This is a genomic window from Bosea sp. AS-1, from assembly GCF_002220095.1.
Lineage (GTDB): Bacteria > Pseudomonadota > Alphaproteobacteria > Rhizobiales > Beijerinckiaceae > Allobosea.
On the sequence record NZ_CP022372.1, the window covers coordinates 4230161 to 4247225 of the forward strand.

A 17065-nucleotide genomic window follows, 5' to 3' on the forward strand; every position below is an offset into this window, starting at 1 on the left:
GCACTGGAACCGAACCGCACTCTGTTGCATAAGCCCGTCATGCCCGCCGATTTCAGCCGTGAAACGCTTGCCATCGCCGACGGCCGCTGGCCGCTCGCCGGCATCGACGAGGTCGGGCGCGGCCCGCTGGCCGGGCCGGTGGTGGCGGCCGCCGTCATCCTCGACCCCGAGCGCGTCCCGGCCGGGCTCGACGATTCGAAGAAACTGGCCGCCCCCATCCGCGAGGAGCTTTTCGGCGAGATCATGGAGCGGGCACTGGCGGTGTCCGTCGCGAGCGCGAACGCGATCGAGATCGACATGGTCAATATCCGCCAGGCGACGCTCTTGGCCATGCGCCGGGCCGTCGGCGGTTTGCCGCTCGCGCCACTGCATGTCCTTGTCGACGGCAACGACCCGCCGGTGCTGGCCTGCGGCTGCGAGGCGATCATTCAAGGCGACGGCGCCGTGGCCTCGATCGCGGCTGCCTCGATCGTCGCCAAGGTGACGCGGGACCGGATGATGGCGCGACTGTGCCGGCGCTACCCGGCCTATGGCTTTTCCGACCATGTCGGCTACGCGACGCCGCGCCATCGCCGCGCTATCGCCGAGCACGGCCCCTGCCCCGAGCACCGCTATTCCTTCGCGCCGGTGAAGGGCATCTGGTTCCGTTAGCTCAGCGCGCGTCCTCAAGCCCGCTTCGCCTGCCCCAGCGGCAGGCCGGCAGGTTAACGCTTGTTTACGAATTTCCCTTTTGTGCCAATAAGCTAGGCAAAAACTGCAGCCCCAGAATGGCACGCATTTTTTTCAAACCGGAAACCCCGCCTTTACCCTGACTCGCCCAGTATCAGCCCCGTTGAAGTTGCGTAACGGTCTTGGCGTCATGGGTATTTCGCGTACCGGGACCGCCAGCGCTCCCGTCCGGATTCAGGTTTCGCGTACCGGACGGCCCGCGCTGGGGGCTCGGATGAAGGCTACGAGCCTTCGTGAACAAATCGGCGTTCCGCAGGAGCTGCCGCTCGATCAGATCCTCGTCGGCGACTGCGTCGCGGCGATGAACACCCTGCCCCCGGCGAGCGTCGATCTGATCTTCGCCGATCCGCCTTATAATCTCCAGCTTGGCGGCGATCTGCGCCGGCCCGACGACAGCCTCGTCGATGCCGTCGACGACGATTGGGACAAATTCGCCTCCTTCTCCGAATACGATGCCTTCACTCGCGCCTGGCTGGCGGCTGCGCGCCGCGTCCTGAAGCCCGACGGCGCGCTGTGGGTGATCGGCAGCTACCATAACATCTTCCGCGTCGGCGCGATCCTGCAGGATCTCGGCTTCTGGATGCTGAACGACATCGTCTGGCGCAAGGCCAATCCGATGCCGAATTTCCGCGGCCGGCGCTTCACCAACGCCCATGAGACGCTGATCTGGGCGGCGCGTGGCGAAAGCTCGAAATACACCTTCCACTACGAGGCTCTGAAGGGCGGCAATGACGACCTGCAGATGCGCTCGGATTGGTACCTGCCGCTCTGCACCGGCGACGAACGCCTGAAGGACGGCAGCGGCGCCAAGGTGCACCCGACGCAGAAGCCGGAGGCGCTGCTCGCCCGCGTGCTGCTCTCGGCCAGCAATCCGGGCGACGTGGTGCTCGACCCCTTCTTCGGAACCGGCACCACCGGCGCCGTCGCCAAGGCCCTCGGCCGGCGTTTCATCGGCCTCGAGCGCGAGGCGGTCTATGCCAAGGCTGCGCGCGAGCGCATCGCGGCCGTGCAGCCGCTTTCACCCGAAGCCTTCGCGACTGCGCCGTCGAAGCGTTCCGAGCCACGGGTGCCCTTCCTGAGCCTCGTCGAGGCCGGGCTGGTCAAGGCCGGCGAGATCGTGAGCGACGAGAAGCGCCGCCACAAGGCGATGGTCCGCGCCGACGGCACGCTGATGCTGGGTCCCGCGATCGGCTCGATCCACAAGGTCGGCGCCCTGGCGCAAGGCCTGCCGGCCTGCAATGGCTGGACCTTCTGGCATGTCGAGCGCCAGGGCGGGCTGACCGTGCTCGATGCGCTGCGCGGCGAAATCCGGGCCCGGATGCCGGCCGCCTGAGCTGGTCGGCCAGGGCCTCTGCCCTTTCGTCATTCGTTCGGAGGACGCACCGCGCGGTCAGCGCGGGCACCCTGAACGCATGACGTCGGGGCGAGAACGCCATGGCCACGATCCTGAAAATCGGCTCCTACGGACCTGAGGTCAAGAAGCTTCAGGAAGCACTCAACGCCAAGCTGAAACCGACGCCGCCGCTCGTTCCGGACAGCCGCTTCGGCCAGTTCACCCATGCCACCGTGCTCGCCTTCCAGCGCAAGAACTGGCTGGTCGAAGATGGGCAGGCGGGTCCGGCGACACAGGCCTGCCTTTATGACACGGAGGCCTTCGCGCCGATCCTGCACAAGGTCTCGTTCATCGCGCAGCCGACGAACACGACCTGCTGGGCGACCTCGACGGCGATGATGAAGAACTCGTCGGTGCCGGTCGTCATCGCCAAGACGCCGCCGGACATGATCCTTCCCGACGGCTCGCTGGCGAACTCCTCGGAAACCGACCAGGCGATCGTCACCGGCCAGCGCTATGCCAGCATCCATGGCCTGCGCTGCAACGCCCCGATGTCCTGGTCGGTCGAGCTGCTGCGGCAGGCGCTGTCGCGCGGCCCGCTGATGTTCGACATGCTCTGGCGCGTCGACGAGTACACCGCCGGGCATGGCAGCCCGGGCCATATGATCGTGGTGGTCGGCATGCGCGGGGACAGCAACCCCGACGGCACCGGGACGACGCTGCGCATTCACGATCCCTGGCCGCCGAATCGCGGCAAGATCTATTCGAAGGGCTATTTCAAATGGTCCGTCGACCTGCCGACGATGACCTACCGCGTCTTCGAACGATAAAGGCCGGCCCGCTCCACCACCTTCAGCATGACACTGGGCAGAGGCTCGCTCGCGAGAGCCGCAAGCGGCGTGAAGCGCATCCCCGCCGGCGGCACCGTGCGTGGCGGCACCTCTGCGGTGAAGACGGTCAGTTCCAGCGGGAAATGCGTGAAGACGTGCCGGACCGGCTCCGGCAACCGGCTCCAGCGCATCGGCAGCGGCGCGTCCTGGGCCGCCCCGTCGAGCTCGTAATCGGCGCGCCACTCGCTCGTCGGCACCTCGGCCATGCCGCCGAGCAGGCCCTTGGCCGGGCGCGTGCGTAGCAGGATCGCACCGTCGGCGCGGGTCAGGACGAAAGCTGCGCCATAGCGCGTGACACCGGCCTTCTTCGCCGCCTTGCGCGGGAAGCTCTCCTGCGTGCCCTCGATCCTCGCCCGGCAGGGCTCGCGCCAGGGGCAGAGCCCGCAGGCAGGATTGCGCGGCGTGCAGATGGTGGCGCCGAGATCCATCAAGCCTTGAGCAAAATCTCCGGGCCTGTCGGGCGGCAGCAGCGCCAGCACCTTTTCGCGAATCAGCGGCCTTGCGCCCGGCAATTCCGCCGCGATCGCGAAGAGCCGCGTCATCACGCGCTCGACATTGCCGTCCACCGCCGCCGCCGGCCGTTCGAAGGCGATGGCGGCGACGGCACCCGCCGTATAGGCGCCGATGCCAGGCAAGGCGCGCAGGGCCTCCTCCGTATCGGGAAAGCGGCCGCCATGGCGTTCCATCACGGCTTGCGCACAGGCATGAAGGTTGCGGGCGCGGGAGTAATAGCCGAGCCCCGCCCAGGCCTGCATAACGTCCTCCGAGGGCGCCTGCGCCAGCGCCTTCACAGTCGGAAAACGGGCCATGAAGCGCTCGTAATAGGGCTTCACCGCCGTGACCGTCGTCTGCTGCAGCATGATCTCGGAGGCCCAGACACGATAGGGATCGGGCCGCTCGCCGGCATTGGCGCGCCAGGGCAAGCTGCGACGGTGCCGGTCGTACCAGGCAAGGAGATCGGCGGCGCGGGCCTGAAGCGTCATGCTGCCGGTGTAACGCAGCCCGCTCCCGCCGCAAGCCTCCCGATGCATCGCTTGCCGTGATCGCGCCCGACGCCCACAATAGGGGCATGTCCGCCAAACCGCTCGCAGAGCTGATCGACGATTGCATCGCGCCCGTGCTCGCCGCGCAGGGGTTCGCGGGGCGCGCCATCGTCTCGCTCTGGCCCGAGATCGTCGGCGAGCGCCTTGCCGCCCGTACGCGACCGCTCAAGATCGACTGGCCGAAACGGCGCCCCGGACCCGGCGAAGCCGCGGAGCCGGCGACGATGGTCGTACGGGTCGAGGGAGCCTTCGCGCTCGAGATGCAGCAGCTCGGCCCGCTGGTGGTCGAGCGCGTCAACACCCATCTGGGCTGGCGCGCCGTCGGCAAGCTCGTCCTGAAGCAGGGACCGGTGGCGCCGGTTCAGGCGCCCGCCCGCCCGGTTCCGGTTCTCGACCCGGTAGCAACGGCGCGGATCGACGACCAGGTCGCATCGGTCGCGGATGAAGGCTTGCGGGATGCTCTCGCCCGGCTCGGTCGCGCCGTGGCGCAGCGGGCGCGGCAGGACGGTTCGCGCAACAATTGACACGGCTTCGTGAGCAGAACGCCGCAGGCGCCGATGCGCTCTTGCCACAATGCGCCGGCCTCTATAGCTCCGATTTCGACCTTCGACCTAGCTTTGAGGACCCCTCACGATGACGAACAGGCGACAGCTCCTGACCGGCGCAGCCGGGATCGCCGCCGCCGCGCTCGCGGGCGCCGAATTCGCGGGCATCGGTGCCGCCCGCGCCCAGACCAAGCTTCCCGATGCCGGCCCGCTCGGCGACGTCTGGCTTGGCCCGGCGGACGCGAAGGTCACGGTCATCGAATATGCCTCGATGACCTGCTCGCACTGCGCCCATTTCCACGAGACGACCTGGCCGGAGCTGAAGAAGAAGTACATCGACACCGGCAAGATCCGCTTCAGCCTGCGCGAATTCCCGCTCGACCCGCTGGCCATGGCCGGCTTCATGCTGGCCCGCTGCAACGGCAACGACAAATACTATCCGATGACCGACCTGCTGTTCTCGCAGCAGAAGAACTGGGCTTTCGTCGACAAGCCGGTCGACGCGCTCTCGGCGCTGGTGAAACAGGGCGGTTTCACGCAGGAATCCTTCGAAGCCTGCTTGAAAAGGCAGGATATCTATGACGCCATTACCCAGGTGAAGGACGGCGGCGCCAAGGCGGGCGTGGACGCGACCCCGACCTTCTTCGTGAATGGACAGAAAGTCTCGGGTGCAGTCTCGATCGCCGAGTTCGACAAGGTGCTGGAGCCGCTGCTCGCGAAGTGAGCGGGGCGCGTCATCGCGCGCTCACAAAGCCTCATCATTCTCAGTCCCCGTACCGAGGAGCCGCGTGATGGCTCCTCGAAAGGCGGGGGCTGAGCGTTTGCAAGCCGACGGCACGCGTCCATGCATCTGACGCGCCTCAAGCTCACCGGCTTCAAGACCTTCGTCGAGCCGACCGAATTCCCGATCGAACCGGGGCTGACCGGCATCGTCGGGCCGAATGGCTGCGGCAAGTCCAATCTCGTCGAAGCCTTGCGCTGGGTGATGGGCGAAAGCTCGTTCAAGAACATGCGCGGCTCGGGGATGGACGACGTCATCTTCGGCGGCTCGAACGAGCGCCCGGCCCGCAACATGGCCGAGGTCGCGCTCACTCTCGACAACAGCGACCGCAAGGCGCCGGCCGCCTTCAACGAGCTCGACACCCTCGAAGTCACACGCCGGATCGAACGCGAGGAAGGCTCGACCTACCGCATCAACGGCAAGGAGGTGCGGGCCAAGGACGTGCAGCTCCTCTTCGCCGATGCCGCAACCGGCGCGCGCTCGCCGGCGCTCGTGCGGCAAGGGCAGATCAGCGAGATCATCTCGGCCAAGCCGCAGTCACGCCGGCGCATCCTCGAGGACGCTGCCGGCATCGCCGGGCTGCACAGCCGCCGCCACGAGGCGGAGCTGCGTCTGAGAGGCGCCGAGGAAAACCTGACCCGACTCGAAGATGTGCTCGGCGAGATCGACGGGCAGATCGAGGCGCTGCAGCGACAGGCGCGACAGGCCGGGCGCTATCGCAGCCTCGCGGCCGATATCCGCCGGGCCGAGGCGATGCTGGCGCTGATCGCGCTGCACGAGGCGCGCGCCCATCAGGCGCAAGCCGAGCATGTGCTGGAAGAGACGGTGCGCGCCGTCGCCGACCAGACCGGGATCCAGGCGGAGGCTGCCAAGCGGCAGGCCATCGCCACGCATGAGATGCCGGCCCTGCGCCAGGGCGAATCGGCAGCCGCGGCGGCCCTGGTACGGCTCAAGCGCGGCCTCGACGAGCTCGAGGCCGAGAACCGCCGCGCCAAACAGCGGGCGGAAGAACTCGGCAAACGGCTTGCCGAATTACAGGCCGATCTGGCGCGGCAGGAAACGATCGGTCGGGACGCGAACGAAAGCCTCGCGCGGCTCGCAGGGGAAGACGCTGTCCTCGCCCGTGAGAGCGAAGTGTCCGGCGGCGGTACCGACGCGGCTTCGGCCGCGCTGCAGGAGGCCGAGCAGGCGCTCGCCACCGCAGAGGCCGAGCAGACCGCGGCGCAGGCCGCGTTGTCCGACCTCGCCGCCCGCCGGGGCGCGCTGGAGCGGATCTTGCGCGAGGTGCGTGAGCGCGAAGCGCGCGCCGGGGCGGAGCTGGACAGACTCCAGCGCGACCAGGCGGCGCTCGAAGCCGCCAGCACAGGCGCGCCGCTCGACGGGCTGCGTCAGGCGCTCGCGGCGATGGAAGCCGCCATGCAGACAGCGGATACGCAGGCCTCCGCCGCGCGCGCTGCACTCGCCGGCATCCGCGAGCGCGAGTCTCAGATGCGCGGCCCTATGACCGAGGCGGACCGCAAGGCCCAGCGGCTCGAAACCGAGGTCGGCACGCTGCGCAAGCTGCTGGCCCCGGCGGCGAGCGACCGCTGGCCGGCCATCGTCGAGGCGATCAAGGTCGCGAAAGGATTCGAGATCGCGCTGGGTGCGGCGTTCGGCGACGATCTCGATGCGTCCGCCGATACGGCCGCGCCGGCGCATTGGCGGGAGACCGGCCCCGGCTCGAGCGACCCAACGCTGCCGGCTGGCGCCGAACCTCTCCTCCGGCATGTGAAAGGCCCGCCCGCGCTTGCACGCCGCCTTGCCCAGATCGGTGTGGTCGCGCGGGCAGAGGGCGAAAGCCTGCGCGCCCTGCTCGGCCCGGGACAGATCCTGGTCTCGCGCGAAGGCGACGTCTGGCGCTGGGACGGCTTCACCAGTGCCGCCGAAGCGCCATCCCCCGCGGCTCGACGGCTGGCGGAAAAGAACCGGCTCGACGATCTCCAACGCGAGGCCGTCGCAGCCCGCGAGGCGGCCGAGACAGCACGCCAGGCGCTGGAGGCGGTGACCGTAGAGACGCGCGCAGCAGTGCAGGCCGAGAGCACGGCGATCGAGGCGGCACGGCAGGCCCGCCGGCAATTCGACCACGGCCGCGACCAATTCGCCGCGGCCGAGCGCAAGGCTGCGGAGACGGCCGCCCGCCTTTCCGGCCTGACAGAGGCGATCAATCGTCTCGGCCAGAGCATGGCCGAAGCCGGAGCACAGGCTCGCGAACAGGAGAAGGCCCTGGCGGCCCTGCCCGCATCGACCACGCTTGAAACCACGCTGCTGAAGGCGCGCGCCGTGCTGGGCGAGCGGCGGGCTGCGGCCTCCGATGCTCGCGCCCGCCTCCAGACCCTCGCGCGGGAAGCTGAGTTGCGGGCGCGCCGGCGCGCCGCCATTGCCGACGAAACGCAAGCCTGGCGGAAGCGCGCGGATGCGAGCGGCCAGAGCGCCGCGGAAAGCCGGCGCCGGATCGCTGCGGCGACCGCCGAGCGCCAGGCTTTGCTGGAAGCGCCCGACACCTTCCTGATCGAGAAGCGGCGGCTCGTCGCCGAGATCGAGCAGGCGGAAGCTGCCCGGCGCGAGGCAGCCGACAGGCTGGCTACCGGCGAATCCGCCCTGGCGGAAGCCGACCGGCAGGCCCGCATCGCGCTGGAGGGGCTGTCCGGCGCGCGGGAGCGGCGGGCCTCGGCCGAGGCGCGGCGCGATGCGGCGCGGCAGCGCGTCGCCGACATAGCCCGCCAGATCGAGGACGGGCTGGAAACCGGGCTCGATGGGCTGCAGGCCATCGCCGGGCACAAGCCCGGCGATCCACTGCCCGAGACGGAAGCCGTGGAGCGTCGCCTCGCCAATCTCAAGGGCGAGCGCGAGCGGCTGGGCGCGGTCAACCTGCGCGCAGAGGACGAGCTGACCGATGTGAAGAGCAAGCGCGAGGGGCTTTCGACCGAGCGGGACGACCTGACCGAGGCGATCCGGCGCCTCAGGCAGGCGATCGGCGCGCTCAACCGCGAGGGGCGCGAACGACTCACCGCCGCCTTCGCGATCGTCAACGGCCATTTCCAGCAGCTCTTCGGCGTGTTGTTCGGCGGCGGCGAGGCCGAGCTTCGGCTGGTGGATTCGGAGGACCCGCTCGAGGCCGGGCTCGAGATCTTCGCCCGTCCGCCCGGCAAGAAGCCGCAGGTGATGACGTTGCTCTCCGGCGGCGAGCAGGCGTTGACGGCGACCGCATTGATCTTCGCCGTCTTCCTGACCAACCCTTCGCCGATCTGCGTGCTCGACGAGGTCGACGCGCCGCTCGACGATGCCAATGTCGAGCGCTATTGCGACCTCCTGGTGGAAATGGCGCGCAACACGCAGACCCGCTTCATCCTGATCACCCACAACCCGATCACCATGGCGCGGATGGAACGGCTCTTCGGCGTCACCATGGCGGAGCGCGGCGTCAGCCAGATGGTGTCGGTCGACCTCGCCACGGCGGAGCGCATCCGCGAGGCGGGCTGAGGTCCTTCCCCAGGGATAGGGAAAAACCGCCTCAGGGGGCGAAAAACGCGGCCGAGGACCGCCTTGCCCCGCTGAAAAAATGCCACATTCCGTCCCGCAATGCGGCAAGATTGTCGCACTTTGCCAGAATTTTTATATATTCCAATACGTTAGACGTTATCCACGCGCCTTGACAGCGCCGGGGGCTGCCAATAAAGGAGGCCGTGCTGACGACGGCTCGATGCGCGGGTTTGGTCGTGGTTATAGTGGTTTTTCGCCGGATCGCGGCGTTTTCGCGATCGAGACGGAGCCAAGGCCATGACAGAACCTGACCCAAACGCCTCAGACTCGGAGTTGCGCGCAAGACTGGGTTCCCTGAAGTCCGCGATCAAACGGGCGGAAGAGAACGAAAAGCCGGGCGCGGGTCCGGCTGGAGAGGACAAGGCCCTCGCGGGCGCGATGTCCTCAGGCTTTCGCGCCGCGACGGATCTTGCAGGCGGCATCATCGCAGGCGCCCTGATCGGGTACCTCGGCGACCGGTGGCTGGGAACGTCCCCGTTCCTGCTGATCGCCTTCCTGGTGATCGGAGCCATCGCGGGCTTCAGATCCGTCTATCGGCTCGGTTCGCGCCCGACCTCCGTGTCGAAGAGCGATCCGAAGAGAGATTGACCGAAGGGGCGGCCCGTAAAGCCGCGCGACGAGGGACGAGATCATGGCGGCTGGCGGCGGAATCGATCCGATCCACCAATTCCACATCAATCCGATCGTGGAGCTGAAGCCGTTCGGCCTCGACCTGTCCTTCACCAACACCTCGCTGTGGATGGCGATCGTGGTCGCCGTCGTCTCGGTCATCATGGTCTATGGCTCGAGCCAGCGCGCGGTCGTTCCCGGCCGGCTGCAGTCGCTCGCCGAGATGATGTACGAATTCACGGCCTCCACCCTCACCGGCGTGATGGGCAAGGAGGGCATGAAGTTCTTCCCCTTCGTGTTCTCGCTGTTCATGTTCGTGCTGGCGTCGAACCTCCTCGGCCTGCTGCCCGGCTCGTTCACCGTCACCAGCCAGGTCATCGTCACCGCCGCTCTCGCCGTGCTCGTGATGAGCATCGTGCTGATCTACGGCATCACCAAGCATGGCAGCCACTTCTTCGGCCTGTTCGTGCCGTCGGGCGTGCCGGGCTGGCTCCTGCCCTTCGTGATGCTGATCGAGGTCGTCTCGTTCGTGTCGCGCCCGGTCTCGCTCTCGCTGCGTCTCTTCGGCAACATGCTCGCCGGCCATATCGCGCTCAAAGTCTTCGGCGGCTTCGTCGTCGTGCTGCTGGGCTCGGGCGCCGTGCTGAACTACGCGATCGCGCCGCTGCCGCTGCTGCTGGCCGTCGCGCTGACGGCGCTCGAGGTCCTCGTCGCCGTCCTGCAGGCCTATGTCTTCGCGATCCTGACCTGCGTCTATCTCAACGACGCGCTGCACCCCGGCCACTGAGGCCGGGACAGCGCCCGGACGAGTTCAACCCGCCCTTTAGCCTTCCCACTGGAGAAACATCATGGATCCTGTTGCAGCCAAGTTCATCGGCGCCGGCCTCGCCTCGCTCGGCATGGGCCTCGCCGCCATCGGCGTCGGCACCATCTTCGGCAACTTCCTCTCGGGCGCCCTGCGCAACCCGTCGGCCGCCGACGGCCAGTTCCCGCGCGCCTTCATCGGCGCGGCGCTTGCCGAAGGTCTGGGCATCTTCGCGTTCGTCGTCGCGCTCGTGCTGCTCTTCGTGGTCTGACGCTTCCGTCGACCGCTTTTTCGTCGCGCGTTCAGGCTATCTTGGCCAGGCGCGCGGCGGTTCCTTTTCTTTGCGCTGAAAGGCACGCTATGCCGGTTCGATCTTCAGGGTTCGTGCGACAAGGATGGCCGCTGGCTGTCGCCTCGTTCGCCACTCTGGCGGCGGGAGCGGCGCTGGCTGCCGAGCAGAAGCACGGCGAAAGTGGCGAGGGAGCTTCCTTCCCGCCTTTCGACCCGTCGCATTTCGCCAGCAACCTGTTCTGGCTCGCCGTCACCTTCGCGGTGCTCTACTGGCTGATGTCGAAGATCGCGCTGCCGCGCATCGGCGAGATCCTGGAAGAGCGCGCCGGCACCATCGGCCGCGACCTCGACCAGGCGGCCGAGATGCAGGCCAAGGCCGAGGAGATGGCGCAGGCCTATGAGAAGGCCCTCGCCGAGGCGCGCAAGAACGCCCAGGGCATCGCCCAGACGGCGCGCGAGACCGGCGCCAAGGCGAGCGACGCCCAGCGTCACGCCACCGAGGCCGAACTCGCCGCCAAGCTCGCCCAGGCCGAGGCGACCATCGCCAAGACCAAGACCGAGGCGATGAGCAATGTCCGCGGTCTCGGCAGCGACGTGGCGGTCGCGATCGTCACCAAGCTGACCGGTCAGGCTCCCAGCGCCACCGAGGCGACGGAAGCAGTCGACCAGGCCCTGGCGCGCGGCTGAGGAGAGTTCTGATGGATACTTTCTGGGTTGGCGTCGCGCTCGTCATCTTCCTCGCGATCCTCGTCAAGTTCGGCGTGCCGAAGATGATCGTGAAAGGTCTGGACGCGCGCGGCGAGAAGGTCGCTCAGGAGCTGGCGGAAGCCCGCCGCCTGCGCCAGGAGGCCGAGAAGCTGCTGGCCGAATACGACTCCAAGCGCAAGGCCGCCGAGGCCGAGGCCGCCGAGATCGTCTCCTCCGCCAATGACGAGGCCAAGCGCCTCGCGGCGGAAGCCGAGGCCAAGCTCGCGGACTTCGTCGTCCGCCGCACCAAGGCGGCCGAGGAGAAGATCGCCCAGGCCGAGAGCCAGGCCGAGGCCGAGGTTCGCGCCGCAGCTGCGGAGGCCGCCACCAAGGCCGCCGAGACGATCCTGCGCGGCCAGATGGCGGGCAAGGCCGGCGACGCCGCCTTCGCCTCCGGGCTGGACGAGGTCAAGGCCAAGCTCAACTGAGCCTCAGCCGATCGCTCGAACATTCGACGCCGCGCTCTTCCGGGCGCGGCGTTTTTCTTTGCCCGGCTTCCGCCGAAATCATGCCATGGGATGCCGTCGCAACCATAGCGGCAGGGCCTCCGCTTCGGATCCAAGGGCATTCGCGATGATCGGCAACCTGCTCCGCGCTCTCCTGATCGTTCCGGCGCTTCTCGCCGCGGCGCTCGGCGGAGCCGATGCCTTCGACAAGGTCGGCTTTCCGTCGCGCGATGCGCGGGAGCTCGTCGGCTGGCTGGCGCGCCCGCCGGGGGCCGGCCCGTTCCCGGTCGTCATCGGCCTGCATGGCTGCGCCGGGCTCTATACGCGCTCGGGCGAAATTGGCGCGCGCGAAACCGACTGGTCGCAGCGGCTGGTGCGAGCCGGCTATGCCGTGCTGCTCGTCGACAGCTTCGGCCCACGCGGGATCAGAGCACTCTGCAACGAGCGCGACCGCGCGCTGACGCCAGCCGACCGGGCTCGCGACGCCTTTGCGGCGATCGACTGGCTCGCCCGACAGAGCTTCGCCGTATCCGATCGCATCAGCCTGATCGGCTGGTCCAATGGCGGCTCGACGGCGCTGCGTGTCGCGGGCGCTCCGGAGGCCAGGCGCCTGCGCCATGTCATCGCCTTCTATCCCGGCTGCCGCGTCCTGCTGAAGCGCGACTGGCGTCCGCAGACCGACACGGCGATCTTCCAGGGGCTCGCCGACGACTGGACGCCGGCGGCGCCCTGCGAGGAACTGGCACAGCGTGGGAAGGCGCACTTCGTCGGCTTTGCCGGCGCCTATCACGATTTCGACCATCCGGACCTGCCGTTGCGCGAACGGCGCGCCGCCTTTTCACAGCGCCCGGACGGCAAGGTCACGATCGGCACAGACGCCACAGCGCGCAATCAGGCGATCTCGGCTGTGATGGCGATCCTGAAGGCGCCCTGACCGGCTCAGTTGCTCGCGGTCGCCGCGGGGGCCGGAGGATTCCCCACGGCCGTCACCGGCACGGTTGCGGGCCGGGGCTGAGGCGTGGCAATCGCCTTCGGCTTCGGCTTGCGCGCCTGGATCGTCGAGGTGACGATGCCCTGCGGCGTGTCGAGCCCGTAGATGTCGTCGCGGAACTGGACCTGTCCGTCGGCGCCCTGCCAGCCGGTGAGGTAGACCCAGGCCACCGGCACCGCTTTCTTCAGCGGAATGTTCTTGCGCTCGCCTTTGGCGATCTCATCCTCGATCGCCTGCCGGTTCCACTCCGTGCCCTCGAGCAGCCAGGCGGCGAGGTCACGCACGCCCTCGATGCGGGCGCAGCCGGAGGAGTTGAAGCGCACATCGTTGCGGAACAGCGTCTTCTTCGGCGTGTCGTGCATATAGACCGCGTCGCTGTTGGGCATGTCGATCTTGAGCTGGCCGAGAGAATTGGTCGGGCCGGGCTCCTGCCGCACGTAGAAATAGGGATTGGTGATCGTCGACCAGTTCACGCTCGCCGGGTCGATCTCCTTGTTCTCGGCCCCGAGCAGCTTCATGTTCGACTTGGCGACGAAGGTCGGATCCTTGCGCATGTGCGGGATGATGTCGGCCTTCACGATCGACATCGGCACCGTCCAGTACGGGTTGAGGTTGACCGAGGTGATGTTGGCCTGGATCACCGGCGAAGGCCGGTCCGGGCGGCCGACGATGGCGAGATGGCGCTCGCGCACCTGCCCGTCCTCGACCGCCTCGACGCTGGCGCCGGGGATGTTCACCACGACATAGCGATGGGCGAAGTTGAAGCCATTGCCCTTGAGGCGCTCCAGCGTGGCGGTGAGCTGATTGAGGCGCGTCTCGACCGAGGTGTTCATCGCCCTGAGCGTCAGACGGCCGACGGTGCCGAGGTCCGACAGGCCATGGCGGCGCTGAAAATGCTTCACGGCCTCCATGACGGCCGCATCATAGACATCGCCCGCCAGCGCATCGGCCGGCAGGTCGCCGCTGGCGATGAGGCGCTGCTTCAGGGCGACGACCTCCGGCCCCTGCGAATCCGGCTTGAGCGCCGTGACTCCGGCCGGCACCTTCGGCCAGCCGCCGCGGCTGGCGACCTCCTCATGCGCGACCAGCGCCTGAAGGGTACGATCATAGGTGTTGGGGCCATAGCTCGGCTCGTTGGCGCGCACGTCGAGCGCAGAGACTGCGACGAAGCTGACGGCAGCCGTGACGAGGATGCAGGTACGCGCGAACATAAAACGAACCCCCGAGCCGCAGAGAGCGGCACGGGGGCGATCATTGTCCGACATAGTCAAGGAAAGCTTAAGAGCGGCGCAACGCTCTTCACCATGCTGACGGATGCCGTCAGGACGGGCGAGACGCCTATTCCGCCGCTTCCTTGGCCGGAGCCGGCTTTTCCCATTTCAGCACTGGCGAACGGGCGGCGCGGGTCTCGTCCAGGCGACGGATCGGGGCGTGATGCGGGGCGCTGGTGAAGCGCTCCTTGTCATTGCCCTTGGCCGCGATGGCGAGGTCGCGCAGCGTCGCGATGAAGAGGTCGAGCGCCGCCTTGGACTCCGACTCGGTCGGCTCGATCAGCATGGCGCCATGGACGACGAGCGGGAAATACACCGTCATGGGATGATAGCCCTCGTCGATCATCGCCTTGGCGAAATCGAGCGTCGAGACGCCCGAGCCCTTCAGCCACTCGTCGTCGAACAGCACCTCGTGCATCGACGGATGGTCCGGGAAGGGCAGCGACATCAGGTCGGCGAGGCCGGCGCGGATGTAGTTCGCGTTGAGAACCGCATCCTCGGAGGCCTGGCGCATGCCGTCCGAGCCGTGGCTCAGCATATAGGCGAGCGCACGGACATACATGCCCATCTGGCCGTGGAAGGCGGTCATGCGGCCGAAGGGCTGGTTGCCCGCCGGCGCTTCGCCGCGCGATTCGATTAGATGCGGCTTGCCGTTCTCGACATGGATGAAGGGCACGGGCGCGAAGGGCGCCAGACGCTCGGAGAGCACGACCGGACCGGCACCGGGACCGCCGCCGCCATGGGGCGTCGAGAAGGTCTTGTGCAGGTTGATGTGCATGGCGTCGACGCCGAGATCGCCCGGCCGGGCCTTGCCGACGATCGCGTTGAAGTTGGCGCCGTCGCAGTAGAAATAGGCGCCGGCCTCATGCATCGCCGCGGCGATCTCGACGATCTGCGGCTCGAAGATGCCGCAGGTGTTCGGGTTGGTCAGCATGATCGCGGCGATATCCGGCCCGAGCAGGGCCTTGACGTCCTCGACGGCGACGGTGCCGTCCGGACGGGCGGGAACCGCCTTCACCGAGAAGCCGATCAGGGCCGCCGTCGCCGGATTGGTGCCATGGGCCGATTCGGGAACGAGCACGACATTGCGGGTCGCGCCCTCGCCCTTCGCCTCGATTGCGGCCTTGATCGCCATCATGCCACAGGCCTCGCCATGGGCGCCGGCCTTCGGCGAGAGGGCCACCGCCGGCATGCCGGTCAGCGTCATCAGGTAGCGGGCGAGCTCCAGCATCAGGTCGAGCGCGCCAGGCACGGTCGAGAGCGGCTGCAGCGGATGCACGTCGGAGAAGCCGGGCAGCCGCGCCATCTTCTCGTTGAGGCGGGCATTGTGCTTCATCGTGCAGGAGCCGAGCGGGAAGAGCCCGGTATCGATGCCGTAGTTCTTCTGGCTGAGGCGGACATAATGGCGCATCGTCTCGGGCTCGGAGAGGCCGGGCAGGCCGATCTCGCCCTGGCGGGCATGCTTGCCCAGGCGCGACTTGAAGGGCGCCGGCTTGTCGATATCGACGCCCGTCGCCTCGTGATGACCGATCTCGAAGATCAGCGGCTCAATCTGCTGCAGCGCCTTGTTGCCGGTGAAGGTGGCGTGCTCGGCATGAGCGGCCTCGCCGGCCTGGGTGGGACGTCCCTGACGGTTCAGCATCACAGCACCTCCACGAGCGCCGCCACGAGGGCCGCCCGGTCTTCATCGGTATTCACCTCGGTCGAGGCGATGATCAGCAGGTCGTCGAGCCCCGCCTTGGGCAGGAGCCGCGAGACGGGGACGCCGGCCAGGATGCCCTTGGCGGCGAGCACCTCGACGACCTCGGCGGCGGGCTTCTTCAGCTTCACCGTGAACTCGTTGAAGAAGCTGTCGTTGAGCACGGTCACGCCTTCGACGCCCGCGAGCGCGTCGGCGAGCTTCACGGCATTGGCATGGTTCACTTCGGCGAGACGGGCGAGACCGGCCTGGCCGAGCAGCGTCATGTGGATGGTGAAGGCCAGCACGCAGAGGCCGGAATTGGTGCAGATGTTCGAGGTCGCCTTGTCGCGGCGGATATGCTGCTCGCGGGTCGAGAGCGTCAGCACGAAGCCGCGCTGGCCGGTCGAATCGACCGTCTCGCCGCAGAGCCGGCCCGGCATCTGGCGGATATATTTCGACTTGGCGGCGAAGAGGCCGATATAGGGGCCGCCGAAATTCAGGGCGTTGCCGATCGACTGGCCCTCGCCGACGACGATGTCGGCGTCCTGCGCGCCCGGAGGCACCACAGCGCCGAGCGAGACGACCTCGGTGAAGACCGCGATCAGCAGGGCGCCATGGGCATGGGCCTTCTCGGCAATCGGCTTCAGGTCGCGCAGATTGCCGAACACATCCGGCGACTGGACGACGACGCAGGAAACGCTGTCGTCGATCTGGGAGAGGATGTCCTCGCTGGCGGAGACGTCCGGCGGCAGTGCCACAACCTCGTCATTCGCCATCTCGGAGAGGGTCTCGACGACCGCGGTGTAATGGGGATGCAGGCCGCCGGAGAGCACAGCCTTGCGGCGCTTGGTGACGCGATGCGCCATCAGCACGGCCTCGCCGGTGCCGGTCGAGCCGTCATACATCGAGGCGTTGGCGACCTCCATGCCGGTCAGCGCCGCGACCTGGGTCTGGAACTCGAAGAGATATTGCAGCGTGCCCTGCGCGATCTCGGGCTGGTAGGGCGTATAGCTGGTCAAGAATTCCGAGCGCTGGATCAGGTGATCCACCGTCGCAGGGACATGGTGCTTGTAGGCGCCGGCGCCGACGAAGAAGGGCACGGCCGAGGCGGCGGTGTTCTTGCCGGCCATCTTGCCGAGGATGCGCTCGACCTCGAGCTCCCCCTTGGCGCGGGGCAGATCGACCGGGGCCTTCAGCAGCTTGCCGGCCGGCACGTCGCTGAAGAGCGCGTCGATATCAGAGACGCCGATCCGCGCGAGCATGTCCTCGCGGTCGGTATCGGTGAGCGGGAGATAGCGCATGGAGAAATGTCCGTTGTCGGTTT

General features: G+C 67.9%; 16 protein-coding genes. 12 read left to right on the forward strand and 4 right to left on the reverse strand.

What is annotated here, in order from left to right:
- Positions 1-39 precede the first annotated feature (39 nt).
- The 3 genes from CE453_RS21915 to CE453_RS21925 all read left to right on the forward strand — a co-directional run bounded on the left by CE453_RS21915 (position 40) and on the right by CE453_RS21925 (position 2892).
- Positions 40-651, forward strand: coding sequence for a ribonuclease HII (locus CE453_RS21915; RefSeq protein WP_089178087.1), 612 nt, complete (start codon positions 40-42; stop codon positions 649-651).
- Between the two features lie 208 nt (positions 652-859).
- The gene (locus CE453_RS21920; protein ID WP_089176492.1) at positions 860-2062 is read left to right on the forward strand and encodes a site-specific DNA-methyltransferase; all 1203 of its coding nucleotides are present in this window, start codon (positions 860-862) and stop codon (positions 2060-2062) included.
- A 101-nt stretch (positions 2063-2163) separates the two neighbouring features.
- Positions 2164-2892, forward strand: a complete 729-nt coding sequence (locus CE453_RS21925; RefSeq protein ID WP_089176493.1) for a peptidoglycan-binding protein — start codon at positions 2164-2166, stop codon at positions 2890-2892.
- On the opposite strand, the gene mutY is transcribed toward CE453_RS21925, so the two are convergent.
- Positions 2871-3935, reverse strand: a complete 1065-nt coding sequence (gene mutY, locus CE453_RS21930) for an A/G-specific adenine glycosylase (RefSeq protein WP_089178088.1) — start codon at positions 3933-3935, stop codon at positions 2871-2873. The genes CE453_RS21925 and mutY overlap by 22 nt on opposite strands.
- Positions 3936-4021: 86 nt before the next feature.
- On the opposite strand from mutY, the gene CE453_RS21935 reads away from it, so the two are divergent.
- The 9 genes from CE453_RS21935 (at position 4022) to CE453_RS21975 (ending at position 12732) form a co-directional block, all read left to right on the forward strand.
- Entirely contained in the window at positions 4022-4519 is a 498-nt protein-coding gene (locus CE453_RS21935) for a DUF721 domain-containing protein (RefSeq protein WP_089176494.1), read from the forward strand.
- A 109-nt stretch (positions 4520-4628) separates the two neighbouring features.
- Positions 4629-5264 (forward strand): DsbA family protein, encoded by a 636-nt coding sequence (locus tag CE453_RS21940; protein WP_089176495.1) that lies wholly within the window; start codon positions 4629-4631, stop codon positions 5262-5264.
- A gap of 120 nt (positions 5265-5384) precedes the next feature.
- Positions 5385-8840, forward strand: a complete 3456-nt coding sequence (locus tag CE453_RS21945) for a chromosome segregation SMC family protein (protein ID WP_089176496.1) — start codon at positions 5385-5387, stop codon at positions 8838-8840.
- A gap of 297 nt (positions 8841-9137) precedes the next feature.
- The gene (locus tag CE453_RS21950; protein WP_089176497.1) at positions 9138-9488 is read left to right on the forward strand and encodes an AtpZ/AtpI family protein; all 351 of its coding nucleotides are present in this window, start codon (positions 9138-9140) and stop codon (positions 9486-9488) included.
- Between the two features lie 43 nt (positions 9489-9531).
- On the forward strand, positions 9532-10296 hold the full coding sequence (locus tag CE453_RS21955) for a F0F1 ATP synthase subunit A (RefSeq protein WP_089176498.1): 765 nt from the start codon (positions 9532-9534) through the stop codon (positions 10294-10296).
- A gap of 61 nt (positions 10297-10357) precedes the next feature.
- Positions 10358-10585 (forward strand): F0F1 ATP synthase subunit C, encoded by a 228-nt coding sequence (locus CE453_RS21960; protein ID WP_038360954.1) that lies wholly within the window; start codon positions 10358-10360, stop codon positions 10583-10585.
- Between the two features lie 113 nt (positions 10586-10698).
- Positions 10699-11292, forward strand: coding sequence for a F0F1 ATP synthase subunit B family protein (locus tag CE453_RS21965; protein ID WP_248307836.1), 594 nt, complete (start codon positions 10699-10701; stop codon positions 11290-11292).
- Positions 11293-11303: 11 nt separating this feature from the next.
- A complete protein-coding gene (locus CE453_RS21970) occupies positions 11304-11780 on the forward strand; it encodes a F0F1 ATP synthase subunit B family protein (protein WP_089176500.1) in 477 nt (158 codons plus the stop codon).
- 145 nt (positions 11781-11925) lie between these two features.
- Positions 11926-12732, forward strand: a complete 807-nt coding sequence (locus tag CE453_RS21975; RefSeq protein ID WP_157733141.1) for a dienelactone hydrolase family protein — start codon at positions 11926-11928, stop codon at positions 12730-12732.
- A 5-nt stretch (positions 12733-12737) separates the two neighbouring features.
- Here the strand turns inward: CE453_RS21975 and CE453_RS21980 are convergent, their stop codons facing one another.
- The 3 genes from CE453_RS21980 to gcvPA all read right to left on the reverse strand — a co-directional run bounded on the left by CE453_RS21980 (position 12738) and on the right by gcvPA (position 17042).
- Complete coding sequence (locus CE453_RS21980; protein WP_198302177.1) at positions 12738-14000, reverse strand: L,D-transpeptidase family protein; 1263 nt, start codon at positions 13998-14000, stop codon at positions 12738-12740.
- 127 nt (positions 14001-14127) lie between these two features.
- On the reverse strand, positions 14128-15702 hold the full coding sequence (gene gcvPB / locus CE453_RS21985) for an aminomethyl-transferring glycine dehydrogenase subunit GcvPB (RefSeq protein WP_089176503.1): 1575 nt from the start codon (positions 15700-15702) through the stop codon (positions 14128-14130).
- Positions 15702-17042 (reverse strand): aminomethyl-transferring glycine dehydrogenase subunit GcvPA, encoded by a 1341-nt coding sequence (gcvPA, locus tag CE453_RS21990; RefSeq protein WP_089176504.1) that lies wholly within the window; start codon positions 17040-17042, stop codon positions 15702-15704. The genes gcvPB and gcvPA overlap by 1 nt, the downstream gene beginning before the upstream one ends.
- Between the last annotated feature and the right edge of the window lie 23 nt (positions 17043-17065).